This window comes from Halococcus salsus (assembly GCF_009900715.1).
Lineage (GTDB): Archaea > Halobacteriota > Halobacteria > Halobacteriales > Halococcaceae > Halococcus > Halococcus salsus.
Window position 1 is genome coordinate 165,321 of sequence record NZ_JAAAJC010000003.1, and the last position, 24,684, is coordinate 190,004.

Genomic DNA, 24,684 nt, shown 5'->3' on the forward strand with positions numbered 1-24,684 from the left:
ACCCGTCCGGTCGAACGCCGCTACACGACGCCCACGGCGTCGTAGACGTCCGTGAGCGCGTCGACCGCGTGGTCGACTCCCATCCCCTCGCGGCGCGAACGGCAGGTCTCGACGAGCCGGTCGCGGTCGGCGAGCGCCCGTCCGAGCGCGTCGCGAAAGCCCGCGATGTCGCCCGGTCGGTAGTGATAGCCCGTCTCCCCTTCGTCGATGGTCTCGGTGAGCGCGCCGGCGTCGACCCCCACGACGGGGGTGCCACACGCCATGGCTTCGAGCGCGACGAGTCCCTGTGTCTCGACCGGGCTCGGGAACCCGAAGACGTCGAGCGCGTTGTAGAATTCGGGGAGCTCCTCGCGTTCGAGGAACCCGAGGAATCGGATGTCGGCGTCGAGCTCCGCCGCCTCGGTTTCGAGGGTCTTTCGCGCCGGGCCGTCGCCACCGAGCACGACCGTCGCGTCGGTCCCCGCCGCGGCCGCGAGGAGGTCGGAGAGGTTCTTCTCGAAACCGTGGCGGCCGGTGTAGCCGATCAGCGGGCGGTCCTCGGGGAGGTCGTGGCGGGCGCGGAAGTCCGTCGTCGTCGGCGCGAACCGCTCGATGTCGACCCCGTTCGAGACCACCGAGAGCGGCCCGATGCCGCGCGACTCGAGTTCCGCCCGCGCGACCTCGCTCGGGACGACGACGTGGTCAGCGTGGCCGAGGAACCACCGTTCGTAGGCGTTGCCGGCGCGTGCGACGGCGTCCATCAGCCAGCCCTCCGCGAGGTAGCCCGCGTACTCCGCCGCCGGAGTGTGATAGGAGGCCACCAACGGCGCGTCGATCCGTCGAACCAGCCGGAGCCCACCGAGCCCGACCCCGAACGGGGTGTGGGCGTGGACGACGTCGGCCGTCTCGACCCCCTCGGGAACCGACGGCGCGCCCACACGGAAGTCCTCGTAGAACGGGAACGGCAGGCTTCGAACGGGGTGTTCGTCGGGGTCCGGGTCGTAGTCGTCGGCCGCGGGATAGACCACGTCCATCCGGCCGCCCCGTGCCCGCCAGCGGTCGCGCCACGCCCGGATGGTGTAGGTGACGCCGTTCACCGTCGGGAGATACGTGTCGGTGAAGGCGGCGACGTGGGGCGGCATTTCCCATCGGTTCTGGGAGCGCGAACTAAGCCGTTGTGACTTCCCGGTAGACCCTCGAGAGCTCCCGCCCGACCCGTTCGAGACTGTGCTCGGCAGCGGTCGCGCGCGCCCCCTCGCCGAGTCGTTCCCTGAGATCCGGGTTCTCGGCCAACCGGTCGAGCGCCGCCCGGAACTCCTCGTGGGTGCTGCACTTCAGGCAGTCCTCGCCGTGGGTGAAGAACTCCTCGAACACCGGGATGTCCCGCAGCACGACCGCCTTCCCGCAGGCCATCGCTTCGAGCACCGCGATGCCCTGATTCTCGTTCTTGGTGGGAAAGAGGTAGACGTCGCCTGCGCCGAACGCGCCGCGTTTGTCCTCGACCCAGCCCGTGAATCGGACGTTCTCGGGTGGGTGCTGGGTCCAGCGCCGCACCGTCTCCGAGGCCTGTGGACCCGTGTCGTAGGGGCCGAACCAGACGAAGTCGTAGTCGGTGGCCTCGGCGAGCCGACAGAAGTCGGTGAGTCCCTTGCGCTCGAAGACGTTGCCGAGGGCGAACACCACCATTCCCTCCAACTCGAAGCGCTCGCGGTACTCCTCACGGAGGTCCTCGTGGCCCGCGAGCGAGTCGCGGTCGACCCCGTTCGTGATCGTTCGGATGGGGGCCTCGACCGGATAGTCGTCGAGAATTCGTTTCGTATAGTCGCTGGGACAGAGCACGAGGTCGGCCTGTGAGTAGAACCACCGGAGATACCGTTTCAGGAAGGGCGCTATCTCCGAGGAGAACCGAAACGACTCCCCGAAGTCCTCGGCGGTCATGTGAGCGTGGAGCACCAGCGGGATCCCGTTGCGTTTCGCGTGACGGGCCACGGCGAGGCTCGCCGGTCCCGGCGCGTTGCAGTGGGCGAGGTCGTAGTCGGCGACGAGGCCCTCGCCGGTGAGAAGCGACGTCGCGGCCCCTTCGAGGTCGCCGCCGCACAGTGGCGACGTGAGCACCTCGATCTCCGTCGTCGCGAGCGCCTTGCGTTGCTGGGCGGCGGCGGTACCCCAGCCGCTGCGCTGGAGCGGGCCTTCAAGTTCGAGGTAGTTGAGCGCGCGCACAGCGAGAGCGCGCCGGCGGGCCGAATAACTCCACCGGAACGCGAAGCCGACAAGTACGCCGCCCGCCCAGCCACGATCCGATGACGCTCGCCGAGGAACGCATCGACCGGCTCGCCGACCTCGCCCGCGAGGCGACCAGCGAGGGCCACGACGACCGGGCGCGCGAGTACGTCCGGCGGGCGCGCCGGATCGGCGAGCGAAACCGATTGTCGCTTCCACGAGAACTCAAGCGGTTCACCTGCGACGCCTGCGACCGATATCTCCTGCCCGGTCGGAACTGCCGGGTCCGAACCCGAAGCGGTCACGTCGTGGTCACGTGTGAGTGTGGCTCGCAGGCGCGCTACCCGTATGAATAGGCTTACCCCCGCGGAGCGACGACAGCGGGACATGACGAGCGACGAGCAGACGCGCAGGGAGCGCGCCCACGGCGTCGATGCCACCCTCCGGGTCGGGAAGGCCGGTATCGAGAGCGTCGCCGACGAACTCGACAACCAGCTCAAAGAGCGCGACCTCGTGAAGGTGAAGTTCCTGCGGTCGGCGCGCGGCGGGACGACCACCGAGGAGCTCGCGGCGGAACTCGCCGATCGAGTGGGTGCCGAGGTGATCGAGACGCGCGGCAACACCGCCACCTACCACTGATGGCCGGTGTCCAGTTCGGCGTGCTCCAGGCGGGAGCAGCGACCGGCAACAACAGCACGGTGCCCGAGGTCAACATCGAGGGGATCGGCGTGGTCGGGCGGACCCTCCGGGAGTTCGGCGTGGCCGGGACGTACGCGAAACCGCTCGGGGCGGCGATCTCGTTCGTGGTCGCGCTGGTCGCGGTCTACCTGGTCGGACGGGCCGTCGCGGTCCCGCTGTTCAGCCGTGCGCTCGGTCGCCAGGGGCTCGACGCCCACGAGCAACGCCCGCTCAAGCGCCTCTTTCGTATCCTCATCGGGTTCGTCGCGCTCGCGGTCGCGTTCAAGGCCGGACGACTCACCGGCTTCTTCACCTCGATCGCCGCCATCGCGGCCGCCGCGACCCTCGCGATCGGGCTGGCGCTCCAGGACACCCTCTCGAACTTCGTCGCCGGGGTGTTCATCTACACCGACCGCCCCTTCCGGATCGGTGACTGGATCGAGTGGGGCGGCCCGAGCGACGGCTACTCCGGCGTGGTCGAGGACATCTCCTTCCGGGTGACACGAGTGCGAACCTTCGACAACGAACTCCTCACGGTGCCGAACGCGGTGCTCACGGGCGACGTGATCAAGAACCCGGTCGCGAAGGACGAACTCCGGATCAGCTTCACCTTCGGGATCGGCTACGAGGACGACATCGAACAGGCCACGGACATCATCCTCGACGAGGCCGAACGCCACCCCGACATCCTCAGCGACCCGGCACCCACGGTGCGGATGAGCGAGAACCCGCTCGCCGACTCCTACGTCGGTCTGGTCTCGCGATTCTGGATCGCCGACCCGAACCGGGCGGACTTCCTCAAGACCCGCGGGGAGTACGTCACCAACGTCAAGGACCGCTTCGACGCCGCGGGGATCGACATCCCCTACCCGCAGGTCGACCTCTCGGGCACCGTCGACATCGAGAACAGGCGGTAGACGGACCGGGTTCGGTCTGGTTCGGGCGGTTCCGCCGACAGAAGTTCAGTCGTCGCAGACGGCGGTGTCGGCCTCCGGCAGGGTGTCGGGTGCGATCTCGTAGAGGTTCTGGCGGGCGTCGGCGAAGTAGACGTCCTCGTCGATCGCCCCGACGTTTTCGAGGCGTTCGAGCGCGTACCGAACTGTGCGCGCCGACAGCATCGACTCCTCGACGATCCCCTTCTGGGTCAGGGTGCCGTTGTACTCGAGGACCTTGAACACCAGCTTCGCGCTCGGCGGGAGGTCCACGAGCCCCTCCGCATCGGCTTCACTCATGGATCGTGGCCACGAGCGCAACGTGTATAAAACCGTGGTCCACGCGTGCCGAGCCCGTCGATCCGGGTCGTGGCCGACGGGAGTGTGAACCAGGGGATAGCAGACCACTGTACGACTATGAGACAAGGAGACCGACGCGACGTACCGATGCCGGCCAGACCGAGACGACCGCGACTGTGTCTCAGCAGCATCTCGCGGTCACGGTTCGTGCTTTTCCTGCCTCCCTGGAACCGTTTCAGACACTTGGATTCCGCTGCGGGGTGTGAGAAGCGTGACAACACACCAACCACGCCGAAGTGCCACTCCGTCAGCGAGCAACCGGCTGGGAGGAAGGGAGTCAGTTGCCCGTCTTTTCGGTCGTTTCCACCGTACCGCCGATGAACTGGACCAAAGCGTACGCAGTCATCGGCTGAACTCTTCGTTCTTGATGCTCTTGTACTGGAGGTCGTACCTGGACGCCAGGAAGTAGTAGAGTATACCGAACACCAAGACGTTCGGAAGCGTCAACAAGAACAGCCTGTCGAATAGGACGGTAAACAACGGGACTGAGACGATCCCAAATACGACCTGAACAGCGCAGAACCACTTTAGGAGAACCGGAATGTTTGTGTTGAAATGTTGGGGATAGTTCCGCACGAGCGGTATCTCGCTTCAACCGGCTTAACCTGTTCTGGTAGACACCCGGCTCGCTTCGTTCGTTGTTCGCTCCGGCGTCGTCGATGCATCGAGAGTGTGGGGCAACCACCGGTCACCAACAGAGGGAACGATCCAGTGAGTATTCGACCACCGGCGATTTACCAGGAGTAGCTCGATCGAGATCTACCCCGAGTTCCGCTGCTATCGTGATCCGTTCGTCGGAATCGTGACGAGCGTCCGATACCGAGTGCTGGAGACCACCGAGCCGTTCGGCAGGTCCGCGGTTCCCCGTGCGGGAGGGGGTCGAGCACCGACCGGTCGATGTTCGCCGCGAGCACCGGGTTCGGCGCTTCGAGCCCATCCATCCGGGCCGTGGCCGACGAGAGCGAACGGCTTTTGAGCGCGCGTGGCCGAGTCGGGGTATGTCGACCGAGACGGTCAACGGACGGCCCGACGACCACATGCGGAGCCTCACGGTGGTGGCGCTCACCTCGCTGTCGGGCATCGCCGCCGCGCTGGTCTCCTCGGCGCTGGCTGGCGACGCCGCCCAGGCCACCGTCGGCCTCTATCCGCTCGCGGCCGCCGTTCTGGTCCAGCTGCCGGCCCTCCGGCTGCTGGGCATCGACGTCGAGGAGTTCGGGCTGAAGGACAACCTCTACGTTGCGTTCATGACCTTCGCCTTCTGGTTCGTGACCTGGACGATCCTGCTGACCGCCGGTACCGCCGTCTAATGGCGGACGATTCGATCGCGGTCGTCGACCTCGACAGATGTCAGCCCGACCGCTGTAACTACGAGTGCGCCAACTTCTGTCCCCCCAACCGAACGGGTTCTGAGTGTATCGTCACCCGCGAGGAACGCTACGGCGAGGACGAGTCCGAAGGTGGCTACGACGGCGGCCCGAAACAGATCTCGATCTCCGAGGACATCTGCCTCGGCGAGACCTGCGGGATCTGCGTCGAGAAGTGTCCGTTCGACGCCATCGAGATCATCAACCTCCCCCAGGAGCTCGACGATTCACCCGTCCACCGCTACGGCGAGAACTCCTTCGCGCTCTACGGGCTGCCCGCACCCAGCGAGGGCCGCGTCACCGGAATTCTGGGGCCGAACGGCATCGGGAAGACCACCGCCGTCCGGATCCTCGCCGGCGAGATCGCCCCGAACCTCGGCGAGTGGGGCGACCCCGCGGGCTGGGACGCGGTGATGGACGAGTACCGCGGCACGGAGATCCAGAGCTACCTCGAAGCCCTCCAAGACGACGCCGTGACGGTGGCCCGAAAACCGCAGTACGTCGACCGGATCCCCGACCGCTTCGACGGCAACACGAGAGAACTCCTCGAGAACACCGACGAGCGCGGCGTGCTCGACGAACTGGTCGAGCGGCTCTCGATCGGCCCGGTGATGGACCAGCCGATCGACTCGATCTCCGGGGGCGAACTCCAGCGCGTTGCGCTCGCGGCGACGCTCGCTCGCGAGGCCGACTTCTACTTCCTCGACGAGATCACGCCCTACCTCGACATCGGTCAGCGGATGACCGCGGCGCGGCTCATCGGCGAACTCGTCGGCGACGACCGCTCGATGCTGGTGGTCGAACACGATCTCGCGATCCTCGACCTCCTCGCCGACTCCCTCCACGTGGCCTACGGCGAACCCGGGGCCTACGGCGTGATCACCGACCCGAAGTCGGTGAAGAACGGCATCAACGAGTACCTCTCAGGGTATCTCGACAACGAAAACATGAGGATTCGCCCGAACGCCATCGAGTTCGAGGAGCACGCCCCGCGGAGCACGAAGGGAGGTGACACCCTCGTCGAGTATCCCGACCTCGCGAAGTCCTACGGCGACGGCGAGTTCTCCTTGTCCGTGGAAGGCGGCACCATCTACGAGAACGAGGTCCTTGGTGTGGTCGGCCCGAACGGTATCGGGAAATCCACCTTCGCGGAGCTCCTGACCGGTGAACTCGCCCCCGACGAGGGCGAACTCGACACCCGACTCTCGGTGGCCTACAAACCGCAGTACATCCAGCTCGACCAGCCGATGCGCGTCGACTCGTACCTCGCCTCGATCACCACCGACTTCGGCACCTCCTACTGGAACACCGAGATCGCCCAGCCCCTCCAGCTCGGTCGCGTGATGGAGCAGAACCTCACCGACCTCTCGGGCGGGGAACGCCAGCGCGTCGCGATCGCGGCGTGCCTCTCGGAGGACGCCGACCTCTACGTGCTCGACGAGCCCTCGGCCCACATCGACGTCGAGCAGCGTGTGCAGGCCATCTCCGCGATTCGACGGTATACCGAGAACCACGACGCCACGGCGCTCGTCATCGACCACGACACCTACATGATCGACCTGCTCGCCGACCGGCTGCTGGTGTTCGACGGCGAGCCCGCCCAGTCCGGGCACGCGAGCCCGCCCGTGGGAATGCGCGAGGGGATGAACCGGTTCCTCTCGGACCTCGACGTGACCTTCCGGCGTGACGAGCGCGTCGGTCGGCCCCGGATCAACAAACCCGGGAGCCAGCTCGACCGCGAGCAGAAACGCGAGGGCGAGTACTACTACACGGCCTGATGGGCTGGCGTTCGAGGGTGCGACGCCGCGTTCGCCAGCCCTCGAAACGACGCGCGCTGCTTCTCGCGGGCTGTTCGACCCTCCTGGTCGCGCTCGCGCTCGTCGGCTTCGTGAGCGCCGCGACCCCACACCTCGCCGTCGACGGGGACCGACCGGCGACGAACACGCTCGTCGGCCTCCAGGGCTACCAGGACGAGGGCGGCGCGATGATGGTCGCGCCAAACGGGACAGTGATTTGGGAGTACACCGCGGTCGGCAACGTCTTCGACGTCGAGGCGCTCGGCCCCCATCGAGTGCAGATCGCCGGGTCGGACGAACGGCCCGACAGCCAGTGCCCCGCGCGGTACGCGACCGACAACGTCTCCGGCTGTGCACACAACACCGTGCGGGTCGTCGATCCACGAACCAACGAGACGCGCTGGCGGTACGGCTGGTACGACGTCGAGCGCCACGAACACGAACTCCACGACGTCGACCACTACACCGTCGACGGCGCGGACCGCTGGGTGCTCGCCGACATGGGCAACGACCGGGTGTTCGCCATCGACCGGAACGGCTCGATCCAGTGGCAGTGGAACGCCAACGCGACCTACGACCGGCCTGCGGACATGGGCCCCGAGGGCGACTGGACCCACATGAACGACGTCGACAGGCTCGGGAACCGGACCTTTCAGGTCAGCCTCCGGAACTTCGACACCGTCGTCGAGCTCCGCGTCGCCCCGAACGGGTCGGTGTCGGTGACGCCCGTCCTCGGCCCGAACCGCTACACGCCGGCGGGCTACGTCGGCCCGCTCGCCGCCCAGCACAACCCCGACCGCCTCGCGGACGGCCACGTTCTCGTCGCCGACTCCGAAGGCGACCGCGTCGTGGAGTTCGATCAGAAAGGCAATCGCGTCTGGGCCGCCGGCGGGAGCGCCCGCTTCGACTGGCCGCGCGACGCCGACCGCCTCGCCAACGGAAATACCCTCGTCGCGGACTCGTACAACGACCGCGTCGTGGAGGTCGATGCCAACGGCGAAACCGTCTGGGCGGTGAAGACGGGGCGACTGCCCTACGACGCCGACCGGATCCCCGCGGACGGGGCGGGCGAGGGGAGTGCTGACCACCCGACCGCCGACGAGCCGCGGTTCGACTCCCGGCTCAACGAGACGGGTCGAACGGTCCGGGCCGCGACCTTCGGCGTGACGCTCGCGAAGTACGGCCTCCCGATGTGGCTCGTCGGCGGGCCGGGGCTGCTCGTCGCCGGCCTGGTCCTCGGATTCGCCGCGCTCGTCGAAGCCCAGCGATGGCGGCGAAGCTGAAGCGGACGGACGTTCTTCGTGCCGACGACAGCGAGGAAGTGGAGTACTCGGGTCAGACCAGCCGTTTGCAGTCGCGACAGAGGTGTTGGCGTTTGACGTCGACCTCGCGGACGGTGGGCGAGAAGTTCATGACACAGCGCTCGTCGCTACAGTGTTCGAGGCCGAGGGTGTGGCCGATCTCGTGGACGACCTCCTTGCGGACGCGGTCGGTGAAGACGTCGCGCTCGGAGCGGTCGAGGCTCCCGCCGTCGGCGGCGGTCTGGAGGCGGTAGGTCGAGACCACGCTGCCGTTGCCCGAGAGGTAGGCGAGACCGAAGACGTAGTTGCGGCGGCGATAGAAGAGGTCCTGCGTCGTGAGCGCGATGTTCTTCTCGGCACTGCCGACCCGACCCGCGAGCTCGATGAACGATTCGGCGCGGTACTGCCCGCGGTTCTCGTCGTAAGCGTCGTCGGGGAGCGCGTAGGCGTCGTGGAGCGTGACGTCGCAGTCATACACCGACCGCAATCCGGCCGAGGCCGCCCGCTTGATGCGGACGGGGACGTCACCGACCGGCACGATGTCGACGTGCATACGAAGGGATTAGGTCGCGGCAATCATAAATGACCCGACGTGAACCCCACCATCGCGGCGCTCGCCGACCGACTCGCGGGATTCGACGCCCTCGTCGAGGTCGGCGTCGGTCGCCGAACCGACCTGGCTCGCGCGCTCACCAACGCCGGCGCGCGGGTCACCGCGACCGACATCCACCCGCGAACGGTGCCCGCGACCGTCTCGTTCGAACGGGACGACCTCACCGACCCCGACCACGATATCTACGTCGGTGCCGATGCAGTATATGCCCTGAACCTCCCGCGCGAACTCCACCGACCGGCGCGCGCCGTCGCCCGCGAGGCCGGCGCGGCGTTCCTCTTTACGACCCTCGGGAACGAGTTCCCGGCCATCGACGCGACCCCCGAGACCCTGCCGGGCGAGACGCTCTACACGGTGACGACGGGTGGCCGAACGCCGGCCGGCGAACGGAGGCGGGCATGAAGGCCGACGCGGTGGTGCTCGATATCGACGGCGTCGTGGTCGACGTCGCCGACTCCTACCGGCGAGCGATACGCGAGTCGCTCGACGTCGTGCTCGGCGAATCGATCGACGACAGTGCTGTGCAGGCGTTCAAGAACGCCGGCGGGTTCAACAACGACTGGGAGCTCACGGACGCCGCGGCGCTCTACCTCCTCGCGAGCCGTGAGGGGCTCGACGACGACGTTGGCACGTTCACCAGTCGGATCGCGGCCACCGGCGGCGGGCTCGACGCCGCCGAAGTGGTGGTCGCCGACGCGCTCGGTCCCGCCGAACGCGAACGCGTCCTCGCGACGTGGGATCCCGGCCGCCTCCGCGACGTCTTCCAGACCCTCTATCTCGGGCCCGAGCGCTACGCCGAGATCGAGGGGGGCGAGCCCGATCCCGACCTCGCGGAGGGGGTCGACACCGGGTTCATCGACGACGAGTCGGTCCTGCTCGACGGGGATACGTTGGACTGGCTCACCGCGAACTTCGAAGTCGGGGTCGTCACCGGCCGACCAGCCGCCGAGGCGGAGATCGCGCTCTCGCGAGCGGGACTCGACCTCCCCGAGAACCACCGCTTCACGATGGACAGTTCGCTCCCCGGGAAGCCCGACCCCGCGGCGCTCGTCGAACTCGCCGAGCGCTTCGGGGCGGAACGCGTCGTCTTCGTCGGCGACACGCTCGACGACGTTCGCACGGCCAACAACGCCGCCGAGGCCGATCCGGAACGCGAGTATCGTGGGGTCGGCGTGCTCACCGGCGGGCTCTCGGGCGAGGCCGGGCGCGAGGCGTTCGAGCAGGTCGGAGCCAACGCGGTGCTCGACTCGGTCGACGACGTGGTCGACCTGCTCGACCCCGTATAGCCGTGTTCTGAAACGGTAGTCCCCCGCCCCGTGGCTACTGGCCGCCGCTATGACCGGTCACACCACCAGAACCGGGACGGCGGCGGCTCCGATGACCCGTTCGGTCACGCTGCCGAGGAACACCCGGTCGAGGCCGGTCACGCCGCGCGTGCTCATCACGATGAGGTCGATCCCGGTGTCGTCGGCGTATCGAAGGATCTCCTCGGCGGCGATGCCACGACGGACCGCCGTCTCGACGTCGAGGCCGCGGTTCCGGGCCGCCTCGGCGAAGACCCCGATCGCGGTCTCGGCGGCCTCGTAGCGGTCGAGGTCCACTTCGTCGACCGCCGAGGGTCTGCTGTCGTAGAACACGGTGCTGGTCGGTTCGGCGACGTGGAGCAGGTGGACCGTCGCGTTCCACCCCGTCGCGAGGTCGAACCCGTCGTTGATCGCGTCGGTCGCGTTGTCGCTCCCGTCCGTCGGAAAGAGGAGGTCGGTGTACATTGGCGCTCCCGTGTTTCGAGTGGCCGACGTCGCTGTTCGGTCGGATCGAGGCGACCGACGAGCATAGCACCCTGCCCGGCGAGCGCCGGTTTGTCGAGATACGAACCATCATCCACGACCCACGACGCGCGCCGTCTCATGGCCACCGACGAGGTGCCACATCGGCGTCACACAACGTTTATTCGGCGTTCGATCGAGGAACAGGTATGCGAATCGCGCTCTGTGGCGGCACCGGCGACATCGGCACGGGCCTCGCGCTCCGGTGGACCCGCGACACCCCCCACGAGGTCGTCATCGGCTCCCGCGACCCGGAGAAGGCCCGCGAACACGCCGAGCGCTACGAGGACGAGCTCCGGAGTAGAGATATCGAGGGCAAGGTCAACGGGTTCGACAACGCGATGGCCGCCGACCGCGCCGACGTGGTCGTGCTCTGTGTCCCCGCCTACCACCTCGCGGACACCATCGAGTCGATAGCGGACGGGCTCGACGACACGGTCCTCGTGAGCCCCGCCGTCGGGATGAAGAACCGGGACGGAGCCATGACCTACAACCCGCCGAGCGCGGGCAGCGTGACCGCGCTCGCCGCGGGGGCGGCCCCCGACGGGGTTCCGGTAGTCGGAGCCTTCCACAACCTCGCCGCCGGTCGGCTCGCGGACCTCGACGCCGACCTCGACTGGGACGTGCTCGTGGTGGGTGACGACAGCGACGCCAAATCGACGGTCGAGGACCTCACGACCGAGATCGAGGGGATCCGGGCGCTCGACGCCGGCCCGCTCGCCGCCGCACCCGAAGTCGAGGGGTTGACGCCGCTCCTGATCAACCTCGCCGGCAACAACGACCTCCACGACCTCGGCGTTCGGTTTCAATAGAACCCACTTTTTTACTGCGGGGGGTTCCGCTCGCTGCGCTCGCTCCACCCCCGCTTGCAAAAACCTGGACTAAAAACTGCCGCTCGCTCCCGCCGGTCGCTCGCGGTGGGACCACTAACCGATTCCGCACCGAGACCGCTCCCGCACCGCTTCCGCCGAAGCCCTCGGCACGCTCCGCGTGCCTCGCCCTTCGTCCTCCAGGACTGCACCGCCACCGCCCCGCGGCCGCCGGCCGCACCGCGGCGGCCACCAACCCACTGGTCGACAGCGGTTTCCCCGAGAGTCGTTCACTACGGCGAGGAAATCCAATCCATCCTACAAATACGGATTTCAGGGAACGGTTTTGTCGGTTCCACACGGATCTGCATCCATGGCAGTCGAAAACACGGAGTACGTGCGGGTCGCCTCGTTGCCCGACCTCGAAGCCGAGGGCCAACAGGTCGTGAACGCCGGCGGGCAGCCGGTCGCGCTGTTCCACCACGAGGGCGAGGTCTACGCCGTCGACAATCGCTGTCCCCACATGGGGTTCCCGCTCACCCGCGGGACCATCGACGAGGGCATCCTGACCTGCCACTGGCACCACGCGCGCTTCGAATTGGAGGCGGGCGACACCTTCGACCTCTTCGCCGACGACCTCCAGACGTTTCCCACGGAGATCCGGGACGATGGGGTCTACCTGGATCCCGAGCCCGAGCCCGACGTGCCGCCCGCGACGCGGTGGCGCAACCGGCTCGCCGACGGCCTCCAGGAGAACCTCTCGCTCGTGATGGCGAAGTCGGTCATCGGGCTGGACGACGTGGCGCAACGCGCCACGGGACGGTCGAGCGGCGAGCGGAGCGAGCCGCGAGACGAGAAGGGTGAGGGGTTCTACACGCCGCTCGAAACCGCGGTGAACTTCGGGACGAAGTACCGCGCGATGGGCTGGGGGCGCGGGCTCACGACGCTCGGGTGCATGGCGAACCTCTACGACGCCGTCGGTGGGCGCGACAAGCGCCGCGCGATGTTCCTGGGGGTCCGCGAGGTCGCGAGCGAGTCCGCGGGCGAACCACCCCGCTTCCAGCAGTACGCCTTCGAGAATCGGGACCTCTCGAAGGAACGGCTCAAGTCCTGGTTCCGAAACACCTGTGAGGTCCGCGACAGCGACGGCGCGGAGCGATGCCTCCTCACCGCCATCGCGTGCCTCCCACCCGAGGACGTCGCGGAGGTCGTCTTCGCCGGAGCCACCGACCACCGCTACATGAACGCGGGTCACACCCTGGATTTCATCAACACTGCCTTCGAGACCGTCCAGCACCTCGGATGGGACGAGCACGCCGATAGCGCGCTCGCCTCGACGGTGGCGCAGATCACGGACGCCACCCGCTCGGAGGAGCTCTCCTCGTGGCGACAGCCAGTGGACATCGCGGGGCTGTGCGCCGACGCGAACGATTCCCTTCCGGACCTCGTGGCGGCGGGCGACGGGAAGGAGTGGGACGAACCCGAGGCGTTCGTCGAGACGCTACTCGCGGACGACGCCGAGGCGATCATCGACGCGCTCACGAACGCGATCCGGGACGGGGCGACGACGACCGAACTCGCGGACGGGGTGGCACGGGCCGCGACGAGACGCGTCGCGTGGTTCGCGACCAACAACGAGTTCCGCGACTGGAACACGGTCCACCACACCCTCACCTACGCCGACGCGGTCCGGCGCGCGACCGAGAAGACCGACGCGACCGAACTCTACCGAGCCTGCTTCGACGGCGCGATGAGTGTCTACCTCGACCGGTTCCTCAACTCGCCGCGTGCGCCGGTCCCCGAGCCCGGCGAGACCGACCGCTCACCCGAGGAGATCCGGGAGGAGTTGCTCGACGCGTTCGACGAGCAAGGCAAGGTCAACCGCGCGGCGAGCCTCGTGAGCGAGCACTTCGACGCGGGCGGCGATCCCGCGGACCTGAAACGCACTCTCGGCCGGGGGTTGCTCCGCGAGGACGCGAACTTCCACACCCTCCAGAACGTCGAGACCGCCTTCCGCCGGTTCGAGACCGTGGAAGACGACGAAGAGAAACGATTGGCGTTGTTGGCGTGTGCGCGCTACATGGCGGCGCACTTCCCGACCCGGCGCTCGGCCGAGCAGACGTTCTCGATCGCGACCCGGCTCCACCGTGGCGAGCGCCTCCACGAGGTGGAGTGACGTTCAGAGGATTCCAGCCTGCATGAGAACCAGCCAGAAGACGAGCGCGAAAGCCACGATCACCACCGCAGCGAGACCGAACCAATACCATCTGGATCGATAGAGTCGCCGTTCCGCGTCGGTGTCGAGCGCGTCCGGCGACCGCGGCAGCCACCGCCAGACGACGTATCCGGGAAACACGAGAAACGAGCCCCCATCGTAGTCGTCGAGAGCCTGACCCAATCGGGCGTCGATATCGTGACCAGTCCCCACGTCCCGTTGATGACGATGCTGTCGACGAGCTGCACGGTCAATCCCATCAGGAACGAGGCACGTACGATCAGCGGCACGTTCGGCTGACTACGCAGTTCGTAGTAGCCACCTAAAACGAGGAACGTCGCGAGGCCGACCAGCAACCCGACAACTCCTGCATCGACCATGCGCTACTATGCTGGACCTCTCTCATAAGTTCGGTTGGATCGCTCGGGAACGTTATGTGACTGCGGTGGCGCGCGGGAGTGCCGGAGGCACGACTCGCGCGAGGGATGAGCACCGTGGTTCGAGAGAGCTTCGCTCTCTCGTCATCACGAAACGGCTTCGCCGTTTCGAACGACAGTGAGCGAGTGGAACGAGCGAGCAAGGAGCGCAGTCGGTTGGGGTGGCTCGTGGCTGTTGCGGGGCGGTTGCGGAGCGGAAAGTCGTTGTACCGTGAGTGAGGCGAAGCCGAAACGAGCGGCAGTTTTTAGTCCAGGTTTTTGCGACGAGTGGTTAGCGAGCGCAGCGAGCTAACCCGAGGAGTAAAAAAGTGGGTGTCTATCCGGGAAGGAAGACGTTGATCACCGCGACCACGATGCCGGCGAGCCCCATCCGCGCGCCCGCGACGTACCACCGCTGACGCGAGATCGAGGCCATGTAGGCCCCGAAGGTGAACAGCACGCCGACCGCGACCGCGACGGAGGCGATGGTGGCCTCGAACATCGTGAGGACCGTGGCTTCGAGCAGGAACGGCGTGAGCGGGAGGACGAGCCCGAGCAACGGTCCCAGACCGCTCATCGCGGCGTTCACGACCTGGTTGCTCATCTTGTCGCGCTCGACTTGGGTGTCGCTGAGGTCCGCGAGCATCGCCTCCTCGGTCTCCTGGATCTCGGCGCGCATCTCCGCGCGCTCGATCTCCCAGACGCTCCAGACCCCGGAGGTACAGAGCCCGACGGCGGCGGCGAGGCCGAGGCTCACCACCGTGAGACCCTCGTCGATCCCCGAGAGATACGCGCCAACGGTGACCCCGACGCCGGTGAGCGCGCCGTCGAAGCCGTTCGAGACGAAGTACCGCCGGGCGATCGGCCCCACCATGTCGGTGCCGACCCGATCGAGCACCGACCCGCCATCCGAATCCGAACCGGCCGCCATCAGTCCTGCGGGGTCGGCATCTCGTCGACGATGTACTCGCCGCAGGCGACCTGGTCGACCGAGTGGACCTGCCCGCCCGTATCCTCGATCGTCTCGGTGACGGCCTCGAAGTCGATGTCCTCGCCCTCGATGGTGAACTTGATGTTCCGGACCTCCTCGTCCATCTCGACGAGGATGGCGTTCACGCCGCCGACGCCATCGAGCTCGGCGACCCGCTGGGCGACCGAGAGCATCGTCGGCTGGTGGGGTTTGAGGACGTCGATGACGAGCTGCCGGATAGTAGCCATGGCATCGAATAGGGGGTCAGCGCACTAAGGGTGTGTTGATCCGCCAACGAAAGTGGCACTTCAGTTGGGATTCGAGAACGCGAATGCCGATCTAGTTCTCGTCGTCCTCGTCGCCCGACGATTCGTCAACGTCCTCGAAGTCGGCGTCGACGTACTCGTCGTCGTCCGCGTCGGGGTCGCCGCCCATGTCACCCATGCCGCCGGGGCCCGCGCCCGCACCGCCCATCCCGCCCGCACCGCCCGCGGCCTGCTGGGCGGCCTCCTGCTGTTGGTACATCTGCTTGCCGATCTCCTGAAGCTCGGTCGAGAGGCTCTCGGTCGCGTCCTCGAGCTCCTCGGTGCTCGCGTCCTCGTCTTCGAGGACCTCCTCGACCTCACCGATGGCGTCCTCGATGTCGGCCCGGAGGTCGTCGTCGACCTGCTCTTCGTTCTCCTCGAGGAGCGTGTTCGCACGCTGGACGGAGCTCTCGGCGTTGTTGCGTGCCTCGATGCGCTCACGGCGCTGCTCGTCCTCCTCGGCGTACTGCTCGGCCTCATCCTGCATCCGGTCGATCTCCTCGTCCGAGAGGCCCGCACCGCCCTCGATCGTGATGTCCTCGGAGTTGCCCGAACCCTGGTCCTCGGCGGCGACGTTCACAATGCCGTTCTCGTCGATGTTGAACGTCACCTCGATCTGCGGGGTGCCCGCGGGCGACGGCGGGATGCCCGCGAGTCGGAACTCACCCAGCAGCTCGTTCTCGTTGGCGATCTCGCGCTCGCCCTGGAACACCCGGACCTGGACCTCGGTCTGGTTCGCGGCGGCGGTGGTGAAGATCTTCGACTCCTCGGTCGGGATGGTCGTGTTCTTGTCGATGAGGCGCTCGAAGAGACCGCCCTTGACCTCGATACCCAGCGAGAGCGGCGTCACGTCGAGCAGCACGATGTCGTCGACGTCGCCCGAGAGCACGCCGCCCTGGATCGCCGCGCCCAGTGCAACCGCCTCGTCGGGGTTGACGTTCTTCTGGGGCTCCTTGTCCACGAGCTCCGAGACCTGCTCTTGGACCTGGGGCATCCGGGTCGAGCCGCCGACGAGGATGACCTCGTCGATGTCGTCGGCGTCGTAGCCCGCGTCCGAGAGCGCCTGCTGGGTCGGCTCGACGGTTCGCTCGATGAGGTCCGAGGTCAGGGACTCGAACTTCGCCCGCGAGAGCTTCTCTTCGAGGTGAACCGGCCCCGAGTCCGTCGCCGTGATGAACGGGAGGTTGATCGTGGTCTCCTTCCGGTTGGAGAGTTCGATCTTGGCCTCCTCCGCGGCGTCCTTCAGCCGCTGGAGGGCCTGGCGGTCCTCCCGGAGGTCGAAGCCGTGGTCGGACTCGAACTCCTTTGCGAGCCAGTCGATGATGGCCTGGTCCCAGTCGTCGCCACCGAGATCGTTGTCACCGTTGGTCGCGACGACCTCGTAGACGCCGCCACCCAGATCGAGTACCGAGACGTCGAACGTGCCCCCTCCAAGGTCGTAGACCATCACCGTCTGGTCGGACTCGTCGTCGAGGCCGTAGGCCATCGAGGCGGCCGTCGGCTCGTTGATGATCCGCTCGACGTCGAAGCCCGCGATCTCGCCGGCGTCCTTCGTGGCCTGGCGCTGGCTGTCCGAGAAGTACGCAGGCACGGTGATGACCGCCTTCTCGACCTCGTCGCCGAGGTACTCCTCGGCGTCGCGTTTGATCTTGCCGAGGATCAGCGCCGAGACCTCCTGGGGCGTGTAACTTTCGCCGTCGATGTCGACCTCGTAGTCCTCGCCCATGTGGCGCTTGATCGAGTTGATCGTACGATCCGGGTTCTGGATCGCCTGGTTTTTGGCGGGTTTGCCCACGAGGCGCTCGTCGTCGGTGAAGGCCACTACCGACGGCGTGGTGCGGTCGCCCTCGCCATTGACGATGATCTCGGGGTCGCCACCCTCCATCACCGCGAACGCGCTGTTCGTCGTCCCCAAGTCGATACCGAGGATCTTGTTGCTCGCCATTGTTGGGAACCCCTATCGGTTTCCGCCGGTTAAAAGTTGCTACATCGGCCGTCGTCGTCGAACGCGCGATACCGTCCCCTTACAGCGTTTTCGAGGGTTTCGGTCGTGAAACCAGCGGGACGAACCCCGGACCGCAATACCATCGTTCCGGCGGACACCGTGTGGCGAACGGTCCGTGGGTGAAAGCCAAAAGCGCCTCGAACCCGCGCTCCGGCTATGGTCGTCCCCCTCGAGATGCACTGGCGTGAACTCCTCTTCGCCAACTGGCCGCTCCCACCCGAGACCGTCGCCGCCCACCTCCCCGACGCACTCGACGTCGACACGTTCGAGGGCGAGGCGTGGCTCTCGGTCGTCCCCTTCACCAACGCCGCCGTCCGCCCGCGCGGGGTACCGGAGCGATTCGGCGTCGACCTCCCCGAGCTCAACCTCCGGACCTACGTCGACGTCGACGGGACGCCCAGCGTCTACTTCTTCAGCCTCGATGCCGAGGGGATCACGGGCGTACTCGGCGCGCGGCTGTTCCACCACCTGCCGTACTACTACGCCCGGATAACCCACGAGTCGAGGGGGCATCGAAACCGGTTCGTGAACCATCGCCGCCATCCCGGCGCGCGACCCGCCGACTTCCGCGCGAGCTACGAACCGACCGAGGGCGAGGTCGAGACCGGGGCCGGAACCCTCGCCGACTTCATCACCGAGCGCTATCGCTTCTACACCGAAGCGCCGGACGGCACCGTCCGATACTCGAACGTGAGCCACGACCGCTGGCCGCTCTCGCGGGCCGACGTGACGATCGAGGAGAACTCGCTCTTTCGCGCCAACGGCTTCGCCGACCCCGAGAGCGACCCGGTTCACTTCTACAGCCCGGGGGTCAGGATCTCGGCCTCGGCGAGTCGGCGGCGGTAAGGTTACTCGCTGACGGTGACCTGCGCCGGGCGGAGGACCTTCTCGCCCATCTCGTAGCCCGGGCGGTAGACCTCCGCGACGGTGTCGCTGGGCTCGTCGCTGTCGACACGGAGCATGACCTCGTGGCGCTGCGGGTCGACGGCGTCGCCGGGGGCGGGGTCTATCGGGTCGACGTTCTCGTCGTCGAGCACCCGGTCGAACTCCTCCAGGGTGCTCTCGACGCCCGGCCGGATGTCGACCTCCTCGTCCTGGTCGAGCGCCCGCGAGAGGTTGTCGCGGACCTCGAGGAGACGGGTGACGAGGTCCTCGGTCGCGCGGGCCTCCTGTTCCTCCTGGCGCTGTTTGGCGCGCTTCTTGTAGTTCTGGAAGTCCGCCTGCTTGCGTTTCAGCTGGGTTTCGAGCTCCTCGACCTCGTCGGCGCGTTCCGCGGCCGTCGCGGCGCGCTCGCGGAGGTCGTCCACCTCGCGCGCGAGTTCCCCGTCCGCGTGTTCCTCGACACGTTCGACGAGGTCAGCGGCCGTCGCGTCGGTCTCCGGGGCCGCGTCGTTCGCCGTCGCGTCGCCGGTCGCCGCCTCCTCGACCGGCACCTCCTCCGGTTCGTTCGGGTCGCTCGACGGCCCGCCGTCGTTCTCGGTCATGGTCGAGGGGAGCCGATACACGGACAAAAGGATTCAGGAATCGTGCGCCGCTCGACGGACGCAGTGCCGACCATTGGGGGCGCATCCGGACGGCCCGACGGCGGGTATAAGCGCCCGCGACCCACAGGGTCGGCGTGGCCGCCACGCTGACCTACGAGAACGGCACCGTCCGGGTCGAGGGTGTCGACCTCGACCTGCCGTTCGTCGAGGCCGACCCGCGTTCGAAGACGGCCAGAGCGCCCGCGTTCCGCTACGCCGAACTGCGCGATGCCCTCGACGAGCGTGGGGTCGCGGTCGACGACCGGGTGCTCGACGCGCCGGGGCTCGACGTGGCTTCGGCGTACGAACTCCGTGACTACCAGAGGGAAGCGCTCGACGCGTGGCGGGCGAACGACGACCGCGGGGTGCTCGAACTCCCGACCGGGAGCGGGAAGACCGTCATCGGCATCGAGGCCATCGAAGCCCTCGGGGTCGCGGCGCTCGTGGTGGTCCCCACGATCGACCTCCTCTCACAGTGGCGGCGCGAACTCGAAACCGAGTTCTCGGTTCCGGTCGGCCAGCTCGGCGGCGGCGAACAGCGCGTCGAACCCCTCACCGTGGCGACCTACGACTCGGCCTACCTCCGGGCCGACGACATCGGCGACCGGTTCGGGCTGGTGGTCTTCGACGAGGTCCACCATTTGGGTGGGAAAGGTTACCGCGAGATCGCGCGCCTGCTCGCCGCACCCGCGCGGCTGGGGCTGACCGCGACGTTCGAGCGGCCCGACGGGGCCCACGACGTGATCTCCGAGCTCTGTGGCCCACTGGTTCACCGTATCGCGACCGACGACCTCGCCGGAGGTCACCTCGCGGCCTACGACGTGAAACGCGTCGAGGTCTCGCTCACCGACGCCGAACGCGCCGCGTACGACGAACATCGGGAAATCTTCACGAACTACCTCGCGCGCTCGAACCTCGATATGCGAAGCGGGAGCGACTACCGGAAGCTCGTGATGCGCTCGGGGAACGACCCGAAGGCGCGCGCGGCGTTGCTCGCGAACCAGCGCGCCCGCGAGGTGATGATGAACGCCGCGGCCAAGGTCGAGACCCTCGCCGACCTCCTCGACCGCCACCGCGCGGACCGGGTCATCGTCTTCACCGCGCACAACGACCTCGTCTACCGGCTCTCCGAGCGGTTCCTGCTCCCGGCGATCACCCACCAAACGGGCGCGGCCGAGCGCCGCCGGGTCCTCGAGAACTTCCGGGACGGGACCTACTCGCGGGTCGTCACCGCGAACGTCCTCGACGAGGGGGTCGACGTGCCGGACGCCAACGTCGCGGTGGTGCTCTCGGGCAGCGGCTCCGAACGGGAGTTCACCCAGCGCCTCGGCCGGGTGCTCCGCCCGAAGGCCGATGGAGGGCGGGCGCTGCTCTACGAGGTCGTCACCGAGGAGACCGCCGAGGAGCGGGTCGCCGAACGGCGGCGGTAGCGGCGAGTACGGTTTTTACGTCGTGGTTCCTCAGCTTCGGTGTGCTCACGAAGGACCTCCTCCGCGTGTCGCGCGCCGGCGGGGGCTACCACCCGCAGTTCGCGACCCCGGACGACCGGCGGCTCGCGGCGCGGGTCATCGGGGTCTATCAGGGCCACACCGGCGAGACACGGGCGGAGCTCGACGACGCGCTCGCCGACCTCGAACACGAGGCCGACGACTTCAAACTCGTCCGCGGGTTCGCGAAGCTCGTCGATCGTGAGGCGAGCTTCGAGACACGGGCCGCCGTCGACCCCGAACGGACCCGGAGCGCCGCCTTCGCCGCGGCCGAATCGGTGGGCGTGGTGACCGAGGCCGAGCGGGAGGCGGCGCTGTCGCGGGCCGCCGACGCGCTCGATGCGTCGCCGGAGGACGTCGAGCGGTCGCTCTACGCCGACCTCGACGAACGGCAGGTGCTCGTAGCGGTCGACGTCCCGTGGGACCCCGACGGACTGCTCGCGCAGTACGACCTCTCGCTGGCCCAGACCGCCCTCTTCGACGCGACCGAGGTCCGGATCAGGTGTTCGGACCCGCGAGCGGTCGTCACGGCGGTGAAGCGCCTCCGACTGATGTACGAGATCCGACGGACCGGCGAGCGAGGAGGGGCGCTCTCGGAGCGCGAAGTCGTCGTGACGGGCCCCGACAGCGTGTTTCGGCGGACCAGGCGCTACGGCACCCGGTTCGCCCGACTCCTCAGGAGCGTCGCCGGGGCGGGGGAGTGGGTGTTCGCGGCGACCATCGACGACCACGGCACCGAGCGCGAACTCCGACTCACGGACGAGGACCTTCGCGTGCCGGGAACCGAACCCGTGGTCGAGGTGAGCTACGACAGCGCGGTGGAGGCCGACTTCGCGACCCGGTTCGCCTCGCTCGACCTCGACTGGGACCTCGTGCGCGAACCCGAACCGCTCGAAACGGGTGCGAGGGTGATGATCCCGGACTTCGCGTTCGAGTGGAAGTACGGGGACTTCCGGGTCTACTTCGAGATCATGGGCTTTTGGACCCCGGCGTACGTCGCGAAGAAGCTCTCGCAGATCGAGGAGCTCGAAGCCGTCGAACTCCTCGTCGCGGTCGACGATTCCCTGGGAGTGGGCGAGGAGCTCGACGCCCGCGACGCCCGCGCGATCCCCTACTCGAAACGGGTCCGGCTCAAGGACGTTCGGGACGCACTCCGGGGATACGAGGAGCGACTCAACGACGAACGCGCGGCGGCGCTGCCGGACGAACTCGTTCCCGAGGCCGACGTCGTCCCGCTCGCCGAGCTCGCCGCCGACTACGGTGTCTCGGAGGGCGTCGTGGAGGGGAAGCGGTTTCCCGAACACGACCGCGTCGGGCGCACGCTCGTTCGCCCGGCGGTGCTCGCGTCGCTCGACGAGGCGATCGAACCGGGGATGGCGCTCTCGGCGGCCGAAGCCCGTCTCGACGAGGTCGGGATCGACGACGCCAGCGCCCTCCTCTCGAAACTCGGCTATCGGGTGGAGTGGGAGGGACTGAGCGGTGGTACGGTGCGCGAGAAGGGCTGAGTCAGAGGTCGCGTTGACGGCCCTTCGGGATCTGTGACCGGAGCTCGTCGTGGAGGTAGAGCCCCACACCGAGGGGTTCGGGCTCGTCGGCGACGTCGTGGGCCGCGACGAGGTAGCCCCAGTCGCCGTCCCACTCGATCGCCTGGTCCTCGCCCGCCACGAACCGCCGGGCCTCGTCGCGGGTGAGGTCGATCACGTTCTCGGTGGCGTGTCCGCCGAAGCGCTGGGCCGCGTCGGTGGTGGGTTTCCAGTGCTCCTGCCTGGTTCGGAGGCAGGTCATCCCGAGCGCCTCGATCTCGACCGGTTCCCCCATTTCGCCCGCGAAGGCCCAGACCTTCCCCGCACCCTTCTCCCAGAAGGTGTACTCGTCGAAGACGGTGGGAGAAACGCCGTAGCGGTCGTGCCAGAACGCTACGACTTCCTCGCGGGTCGCTCGCCCGTCGACGGAGCGGTCGGCGGCGGTCGCGGGCAGGCGGTCGAAGCGCGAGCCGTCGTTCTCGTTTGAACCGCTCATCCCGCGACCTCCAACTTCGCACAGAAGAATCCTCCTGTGTCGTTGAGATGGGGGTAGACCCGCTTCGCGCGCTCGACGCTCGAATCGAAGTGCTCGCCCTCCCACTCGGTGATCCCGGACCTCGTTTCGAGCCCACACTCGAACTCGACGACCCGACAGTTCTCGCCATCGAGAACCGCGTCTAGCACCGCCTCGTTCTCCTCCGGCGCGAAGGTACACGTCGAGTAGACCACCGTTCCACCCGACTTGGTCGCCTGGACCGCTCGCTGGAGGATCGACTGCTGGGTGCCGGCGATCGATTCGATTCGCTGGAGGGACCACTCGTCGAGCGCGTCGGGGTTCTTCCGGATGGTGCCCTCACACGAGCACGGCACGTCGACGAGCGCGCGGTCGAACGCCTCGAAGTCGAACGGCGCGAGCGAGTAGTTGCCGGCGTCCCGGTTCGTGACGGCCATCGAAGTCACCCCCAGGCGTTCGGCGTTGAACCGGAGGGCCGAGAGCCGGCCGAGGTTCCGATCGTTCGCGACCACGAGCCCGCGGTCGTCGGCGAGCGCCGCGAGCTGGGTGGCCTTCCCGCCGGGGGCGGCACACGCCGCGAACACCCGGTCGCCCGGTTTCGGGTCACAGACCGTCGCCGGCAACGCCGAGACCTCCTCCTGGCCGTGGAGCCAGCCGTGGAACGCACCCCACGTCCGGCCGGTGGTCGTGCCGTCGAGCTTCACGAGCCCCGGGTGCCAGTCGGGTGACTCGAACTCGACGCCCTCCTCGTCGAGTGCTCGTTTCGCGCGCTCGACGCTCGTCTTGATGGTGTTGACCCGGGCGACGTGGCCGAGCGGGCGCTCACAAGCCGCGCGGAACGCCGCGAAATCGTCGACGAGGGGTTCGTATCTGTCGAGGGGGTCCATTACCGCCGGTCGTCGGCGCGGTCGCTTGTCGATTTCGGAGTCCGGGGAAGAGCTATGTCGGCGCGGCGACTGGTTCCACCTATGGCCCGCATCGACGTCGTGGCCGACATCGAACTCGACTCGCCGACGCTCGTCGAGGGGCTCCCTGGGGTCGGCCTCGTCGGGAAGACCGTCGCCGACCACCTCGTGAACGCCTTCGAGATGGAGTACTACGCGGGGGTCCACTGCGACGGCGTCCCCCAGGTCGGGGTCTACCGCGGCGAACGCTCCGCGCTGGTCCCGCCGGTCCGCCTCCACGCCGACCCCGACCGGAACCTCGTGGTGCTCCAGAGCGACGTCCCCGTCTCACCCTCGGAGGCGACCGCCTTCGCCGCCTGCGTGACCGGTTGGCTCGACGAGCACGACGTCACGCCGGTCTACCTCTCGGGGCTGCCGGACCAGTCCGACGACCCCCGCGAACTCTACGGCGTCTCGACCGGAAACGGCGACCGGGTGCTCGACGAGGCGGGGATCGTCCCACCCGCCGAGGGCGGCCTCGTCAGCGGCCCGACCGGCGCGTTGCTCTACCACGCGGGCCGAGTCAGCCTCGACGGCGTCGGTCTGATCGTCGAGACTAACCCCCAGTTCCCGGACCCTGAGGCCGCCCGGGTCGTCCTCGAACACGGTGTCGCGCCGATCGCCGACATCGAGGTCGAGACCCAGGACCTGACCGAGCGCGCCGAGGAGATCCGCGAGGCCCGCGAACGGCTCGCCGAGCGGATGGCCGAGGCCGAGGACGAGAGCTCGCAGGCCGAGCCGTTGCGGATGTTTCAATAAAACCCCACCTTTTGCTGCGCTCGCCTTCGGCTCGCTGGCAAAATGTGGATCAAAAGCGCTGCGCGCTCCCGTTGGTCGCGCTTGCGCCCGCTCACTCGCTTCGCTCGTTCGCGGTACAATAACTACCGACTCCGCCACCGCACCG

At 67.8% G+C, this 24,684-nt stretch carries 27 protein-coding genes; 14 read left to right on the forward strand and 13 right to left on the reverse strand.

Features of this window, described 5'->3' with window-relative positions:
• Positions 1–20: 20 nt before the first annotated feature.
• Both GT355_RS10365 and GT355_RS10370 read right to left on the reverse strand, forming a co-directional pair.
• Positions 21–1,121 carry a glycosyltransferase gene (locus GT355_RS10365; protein ID WP_160134573.1) on the reverse strand — a complete coding sequence of 367 codons (1,101 nt, stop codon included), beginning with the start codon at positions 1,119–1,121 and terminating at the stop codon, positions 21–23.
• Between the two features lie 25 nt (positions 1,122–1,146).
• A complete protein-coding gene (locus GT355_RS10370) occupies positions 1,147–2,199 on the reverse strand; it encodes a glycosyltransferase family 4 protein (protein WP_160134574.1) in 1,053 nt (350 codons plus the stop codon).
• Between the two features lie 80 nt (positions 2,200–2,279).
• Between GT355_RS10370 and GT355_RS10375 the strand changes: the two genes are divergently transcribed.
• Genes GT355_RS10375 through GT355_RS10385 form a run of 3 tightly spaced genes read left to right on the forward strand, consistent with a single transcriptional unit; the run spans position 2,280 to position 3,794 of the window.
• Complete coding sequence (locus GT355_RS10375) at positions 2,280–2,555, forward strand: ribonuclease P protein component 4 (protein WP_160134575.1); 276 nt, start codon at positions 2,280–2,282, stop codon at positions 2,553–2,555.
• Positions 2,556–2,586: 31 nt separating this feature from the next.
• Positions 2,587–2,838, forward strand: coding sequence for a YhbY family RNA-binding protein (locus GT355_RS10380; protein ID WP_160134576.1), 252 nt, complete (start codon positions 2,587–2,589; stop codon positions 2,836–2,838).
• Positions 2,838–3,794 (forward strand): mechanosensitive ion channel family protein, encoded by a 957-nt coding sequence (locus GT355_RS10385; RefSeq protein WP_160134577.1) that lies wholly within the window; start codon positions 2,838–2,840, stop codon positions 3,792–3,794. The genes GT355_RS10380 and GT355_RS10385 overlap by 1 nt, the downstream gene beginning before the upstream one ends.
• Positions 3,795–3,839: 45 nt before the next feature.
• Here GT355_RS10385 and GT355_RS10390 read toward each other — a convergent pair whose 3' ends face one another.
• A complete protein-coding gene (locus GT355_RS10390) occupies positions 3,840–4,109 on the reverse strand; it encodes an ArsR family transcriptional regulator (protein ID WP_120072331.1) in 270 nt (89 codons plus the stop codon).
• Between the two features lie 402 nt (positions 4,110–4,511).
• Positions 4,512–4,745, reverse strand: a complete 234-nt coding sequence (locus tag GT355_RS10395) for a hypothetical protein (RefSeq protein ID WP_160134578.1) — start codon at positions 4,743–4,745, stop codon at positions 4,512–4,514.
• Between the two features lie 422 nt (positions 4,746–5,167).
• Here GT355_RS10395 and GT355_RS10400 point away from each other — a divergent pair, with 422 nt between their 5' ends.
• From GT355_RS10400 to GT355_RS10410, 3 genes are read left to right on the forward strand one after another with little or no spacing between them, the layout of a single operon-like run.
• Positions 5,168–5,476 (forward strand): EMC6-like membrane protein, encoded by a 309-nt coding sequence (locus GT355_RS10400; RefSeq protein WP_160134579.1) that lies wholly within the window; start codon positions 5,168–5,170, stop codon positions 5,474–5,476.
• Positions 5,476–7,311: a ribosome biogenesis/translation initiation ATPase RLI gene (locus GT355_RS10405; protein ID WP_160134580.1), complete on the forward strand. Its 1,836-nt coding sequence runs from the start codon at positions 5,476–5,478 to the stop codon at positions 7,309–7,311. The genes GT355_RS10400 and GT355_RS10405 overlap by 1 nt, the downstream gene beginning before the upstream one ends.
• A gap of 17 nt (positions 7,312–7,328) precedes the next feature.
• Positions 7,329–8,612 carry an NHL repeat-containing protein gene (locus GT355_RS10410; protein WP_240145773.1) on the forward strand — a complete coding sequence of 428 codons (1,284 nt, stop codon included), beginning with the start codon at positions 7,329–7,331 and terminating at the stop codon, positions 8,610–8,612.
• 52 nt (positions 8,613–8,664) lie between these two features.
• Here the strand turns inward: GT355_RS10410 and GT355_RS10415 are convergent, their stop codons facing one another.
• Positions 8,665–9,183, reverse strand: a complete 519-nt coding sequence (locus tag GT355_RS10415) for an archaemetzincin family Zn-dependent metalloprotease (protein WP_120072314.1) — start codon at positions 9,181–9,183, stop codon at positions 8,665–8,667.
• A gap of 39 nt (positions 9,184–9,222) precedes the next feature.
• On the opposite strand from GT355_RS10415, the gene GT355_RS10420 reads away from it, so the two are divergent.
• On the forward strand, positions 9,223–9,645 hold the full coding sequence (locus GT355_RS10420; protein WP_160134582.1) for a UPF0146 family protein: 423 nt from the start codon (positions 9,223–9,225) through the stop codon (positions 9,643–9,645).
• Positions 9,642–10,529: a TIGR01548 family HAD-type hydrolase gene (locus tag GT355_RS10425; RefSeq protein ID WP_160134583.1), complete on the forward strand. Its 888-nt coding sequence runs from the start codon at positions 9,642–9,644 to the stop codon at positions 10,527–10,529. Before GT355_RS10420 ends, GT355_RS10425 begins: the two co-directional genes overlap by 4 nt.
• A gap of 57 nt (positions 10,530–10,586) precedes the next feature.
• On the opposite strand, the gene GT355_RS10430 is transcribed toward GT355_RS10425, so the two are convergent.
• Positions 10,587–11,012 carry a universal stress protein gene (locus GT355_RS10430; protein WP_160134584.1) on the reverse strand — a complete coding sequence of 142 codons (426 nt, stop codon included), beginning with the start codon at positions 11,010–11,012 and terminating at the stop codon, positions 10,587–10,589.
• Between the two features lie 206 nt (positions 11,013–11,218).
• On the opposite strand from GT355_RS10430, the gene npdG reads away from it, so the two are divergent.
• Positions 11,219–11,881, forward strand: a complete 663-nt coding sequence (gene npdG / locus GT355_RS10435; RefSeq protein ID WP_160134585.1) for an NADPH-dependent F420 reductase — start codon at positions 11,219–11,221, stop codon at positions 11,879–11,881.
• A gap of 370 nt (positions 11,882–12,251) precedes the next feature.
• Entirely contained in the window at positions 12,252–14,054 is a 1,803-nt protein-coding gene (locus tag GT355_RS10440; protein WP_160134586.1) for a Rieske (2Fe-2S) protein, read from the forward strand.
• Between the two features lie 59 nt (positions 14,055–14,113).
• Here the strand turns inward: GT355_RS10440 and GT355_RS10445 are convergent, their stop codons facing one another.
• The 4 genes from GT355_RS10445 to dnaK form a co-directional block, all read right to left on the reverse strand.
• Entirely contained in the window at positions 14,114–14,473 is a 360-nt protein-coding gene (locus GT355_RS10445; RefSeq protein WP_240145774.1) for a hypothetical protein, read from the reverse strand.
• Between the two features lie 373 nt (positions 14,474–14,846).
• On the reverse strand, positions 14,847–15,440 hold the full coding sequence (locus GT355_RS10450) for a VIT1/CCC1 transporter family protein (RefSeq protein ID WP_160134587.1): 594 nt from the start codon (positions 15,438–15,440) through the stop codon (positions 14,847–14,849).
• Complete coding sequence (locus GT355_RS10455) at positions 15,440–15,727, reverse strand: DUF211 domain-containing protein (protein WP_120072296.1); 288 nt, start codon at positions 15,725–15,727, stop codon at positions 15,440–15,442. The genes GT355_RS10450 and GT355_RS10455 overlap by 1 nt, the downstream gene beginning before the upstream one ends.
• 91 nt (positions 15,728–15,818) lie before the next feature.
• Complete coding sequence (gene dnaK / locus GT355_RS10460) at positions 15,819–17,729, reverse strand: molecular chaperone DnaK (RefSeq protein WP_160134588.1); 1,911 nt, start codon at positions 17,727–17,729, stop codon at positions 15,819–15,821.
• Positions 17,730–17,945: 216 nt separating this feature from the next.
• On the opposite strand from dnaK, the gene GT355_RS10465 reads away from it, so the two are divergent.
• A complete protein-coding gene (locus GT355_RS10465) occupies positions 17,946–18,635 on the forward strand; it encodes a YqjF family protein (RefSeq protein ID WP_192928002.1) in 690 nt (229 codons plus the stop codon).
• A 2-nt stretch (positions 18,636–18,637) separates the two neighbouring features.
• Here GT355_RS10465 and GT355_RS10470 read toward each other — a convergent pair whose 3' ends face one another.
• On the reverse strand, positions 18,638–19,273 hold the full coding sequence (locus tag GT355_RS10470; RefSeq protein WP_160134589.1) for a nucleotide exchange factor GrpE: 636 nt from the start codon (positions 19,271–19,273) through the stop codon (positions 18,638–18,640).
• Positions 19,274–19,407: 134 nt separating this feature from the next.
• On the opposite strand from GT355_RS10470, the gene GT355_RS10475 reads away from it, so the two are divergent.
• Both GT355_RS10475 and GT355_RS10480 read left to right on the forward strand, forming a co-directional pair.
• Positions 19,408–20,742 carry a DEAD/DEAH box helicase family protein gene (locus GT355_RS10475; RefSeq protein ID WP_160134590.1) on the forward strand — a complete coding sequence of 445 codons (1,335 nt, stop codon included), beginning with the start codon at positions 19,408–19,410 and terminating at the stop codon, positions 20,740–20,742.
• 41 nt (positions 20,743–20,783) lie between these two features.
• Positions 20,784–22,304, forward strand: a complete 1,521-nt coding sequence (locus GT355_RS10480; protein ID WP_160134591.1) for a DUF790 family protein — start codon at positions 20,784–20,786, stop codon at positions 22,302–22,304.
• Between the two features lies 1 nt (position 22,305).
• Here the strand turns inward: GT355_RS10480 and GT355_RS10485 are convergent, their stop codons facing one another.
• Together GT355_RS10485 and GT355_RS10490 are read right to left on the reverse strand one after the other, a co-directional pair.
• Positions 22,306–22,818, reverse strand: a complete 513-nt coding sequence (locus GT355_RS10485; protein ID WP_160134592.1) for a DUF7122 family protein — start codon at positions 22,816–22,818, stop codon at positions 22,306–22,308.
• Positions 22,815–23,723: an RsmB/NOP family class I SAM-dependent RNA methyltransferase gene (locus tag GT355_RS10490; protein WP_160134593.1), complete on the reverse strand. Its 909-nt coding sequence runs from the start codon at positions 23,721–23,723 to the stop codon at positions 22,815–22,817. The genes GT355_RS10485 and GT355_RS10490 overlap by 4 nt, the downstream gene beginning before the upstream one ends.
• 81 nt (positions 23,724–23,804) lie before the next feature.
• On the opposite strand from GT355_RS10490, the gene GT355_RS10495 reads away from it, so the two are divergent.
• Positions 23,805–24,539, forward strand: a complete 735-nt coding sequence (locus GT355_RS10495) for a proteasome assembly chaperone family protein (protein WP_160134594.1) — start codon at positions 23,805–23,807, stop codon at positions 24,537–24,539.
• Positions 24,540–24,684 lie beyond the last annotated feature (145 nt).

Coding starts and splice junctions, on each gene's coding strand:
- GT355_RS10400 (WP_160134579.1), top strand. CDS start 5,168: ATGTCGACCGAGACGGTCAACGGACGGCCCGACGACCACATGCGGAGC.
- GT355_RS10490 (WP_160134593.1), bottom strand. CDS start 23,723: ATGGACCCCCTCGACAGATACGAACCCCTCGTCGACGATTTCGCGGCG.
- GT355_RS10440 (WP_160134586.1), top strand. CDS start 12,252: ATGGCAGTCGAAAACACGGAGTACGTGCGGGTCGCCTCGTTGCCCGAC.
- GT355_RS10390 (WP_120072331.1), bottom strand. CDS start 4,109: ATGAGTGAAGCCGATGCGGAGGGGCTCGTGGACCTCCCGCCGAGCGCG.
- GT355_RS10465 (WP_192928002.1), top strand. CDS start 17,946: ATGGTCGTCCCCCTCGAGATGCACTGGCGTGAACTCCTCTTCGCCAAC.
- GT355_RS10430 (WP_160134584.1), bottom strand. CDS start 11,012: ATGTACACCGACCTCCTCTTTCCGACGGACGGGAGCGACAACGCGACC.
- GT355_RS10405 (WP_160134580.1), top strand. CDS start 5,476: ATGGCGGACGATTCGATCGCGGTCGTCGACCTCGACAGATGTCAGCCC.
- GT355_RS10375 (WP_160134575.1), top strand. CDS start 2,280: ATGACGCTCGCCGAGGAACGCATCGACCGGCTCGCCGACCTCGCCCGC.
- GT355_RS10425 (WP_160134583.1), top strand. CDS start 9,642: ATGAAGGCCGACGCGGTGGTGCTCGATATCGACGGCGTCGTGGTCGAC.
- GT355_RS10380 (WP_160134576.1), top strand. CDS start 2,587: ATGACGAGCGACGAGCAGACGCGCAGGGAGCGCGCCCACGGCGTCGAT.
- GT355_RS10445 (WP_240145774.1), bottom strand. CDS start 14,473: ATGGTCGATGCAGGAGTTGTCGGGTTGCTGGTCGGCCTCGCGACGTTC.
- GT355_RS10450 (WP_160134587.1), bottom strand. CDS start 15,440: ATGGCGGCCGGTTCGGATTCGGATGGCGGGTCGGTGCTCGATCGGGTC.
- GT355_RS10495 (WP_160134594.1), top strand. CDS start 23,805: ATGGCCCGCATCGACGTCGTGGCCGACATCGAACTCGACTCGCCGACG.
- GT355_RS10470 (WP_160134589.1), bottom strand. CDS start 19,273: ATGACCGAGAACGACGGCGGGCCGTCGAGCGACCCGAACGAACCGGAG.
- GT355_RS10455 (WP_120072296.1), bottom strand. CDS start 15,727: ATGGCTACTATCCGGCAGCTCGTCATCGACGTCCTCAAACCCCACCAG.
- GT355_RS10415 (WP_120072314.1), bottom strand. CDS start 9,183: ATGCACGTCGACATCGTGCCGGTCGGTGACGTCCCCGTCCGCATCAAG.
- GT355_RS10365 (WP_160134573.1), bottom strand. CDS start 1,121: ATGCCGCCCCACGTCGCCGCCTTCACCGACACGTATCTCCCGACGGTG.
- dnaK (WP_160134588.1), bottom strand. CDS start 17,729: ATGGCGAGCAACAAGATCCTCGGTATCGACTTGGGGACGACGAACAGC.
- GT355_RS10485 (WP_160134592.1), bottom strand. CDS start 22,818: ATGAGCGGTTCAAACGAGAACGACGGCTCGCGCTTCGACCGCCTGCCC.
- npdG (WP_160134585.1), top strand. CDS start 11,219: ATGCGAATCGCGCTCTGTGGCGGCACCGGCGACATCGGCACGGGCCTC.
- GT355_RS10385 (WP_160134577.1), top strand. CDS start 2,838: ATGGCCGGTGTCCAGTTCGGCGTGCTCCAGGCGGGAGCAGCGACCGGC.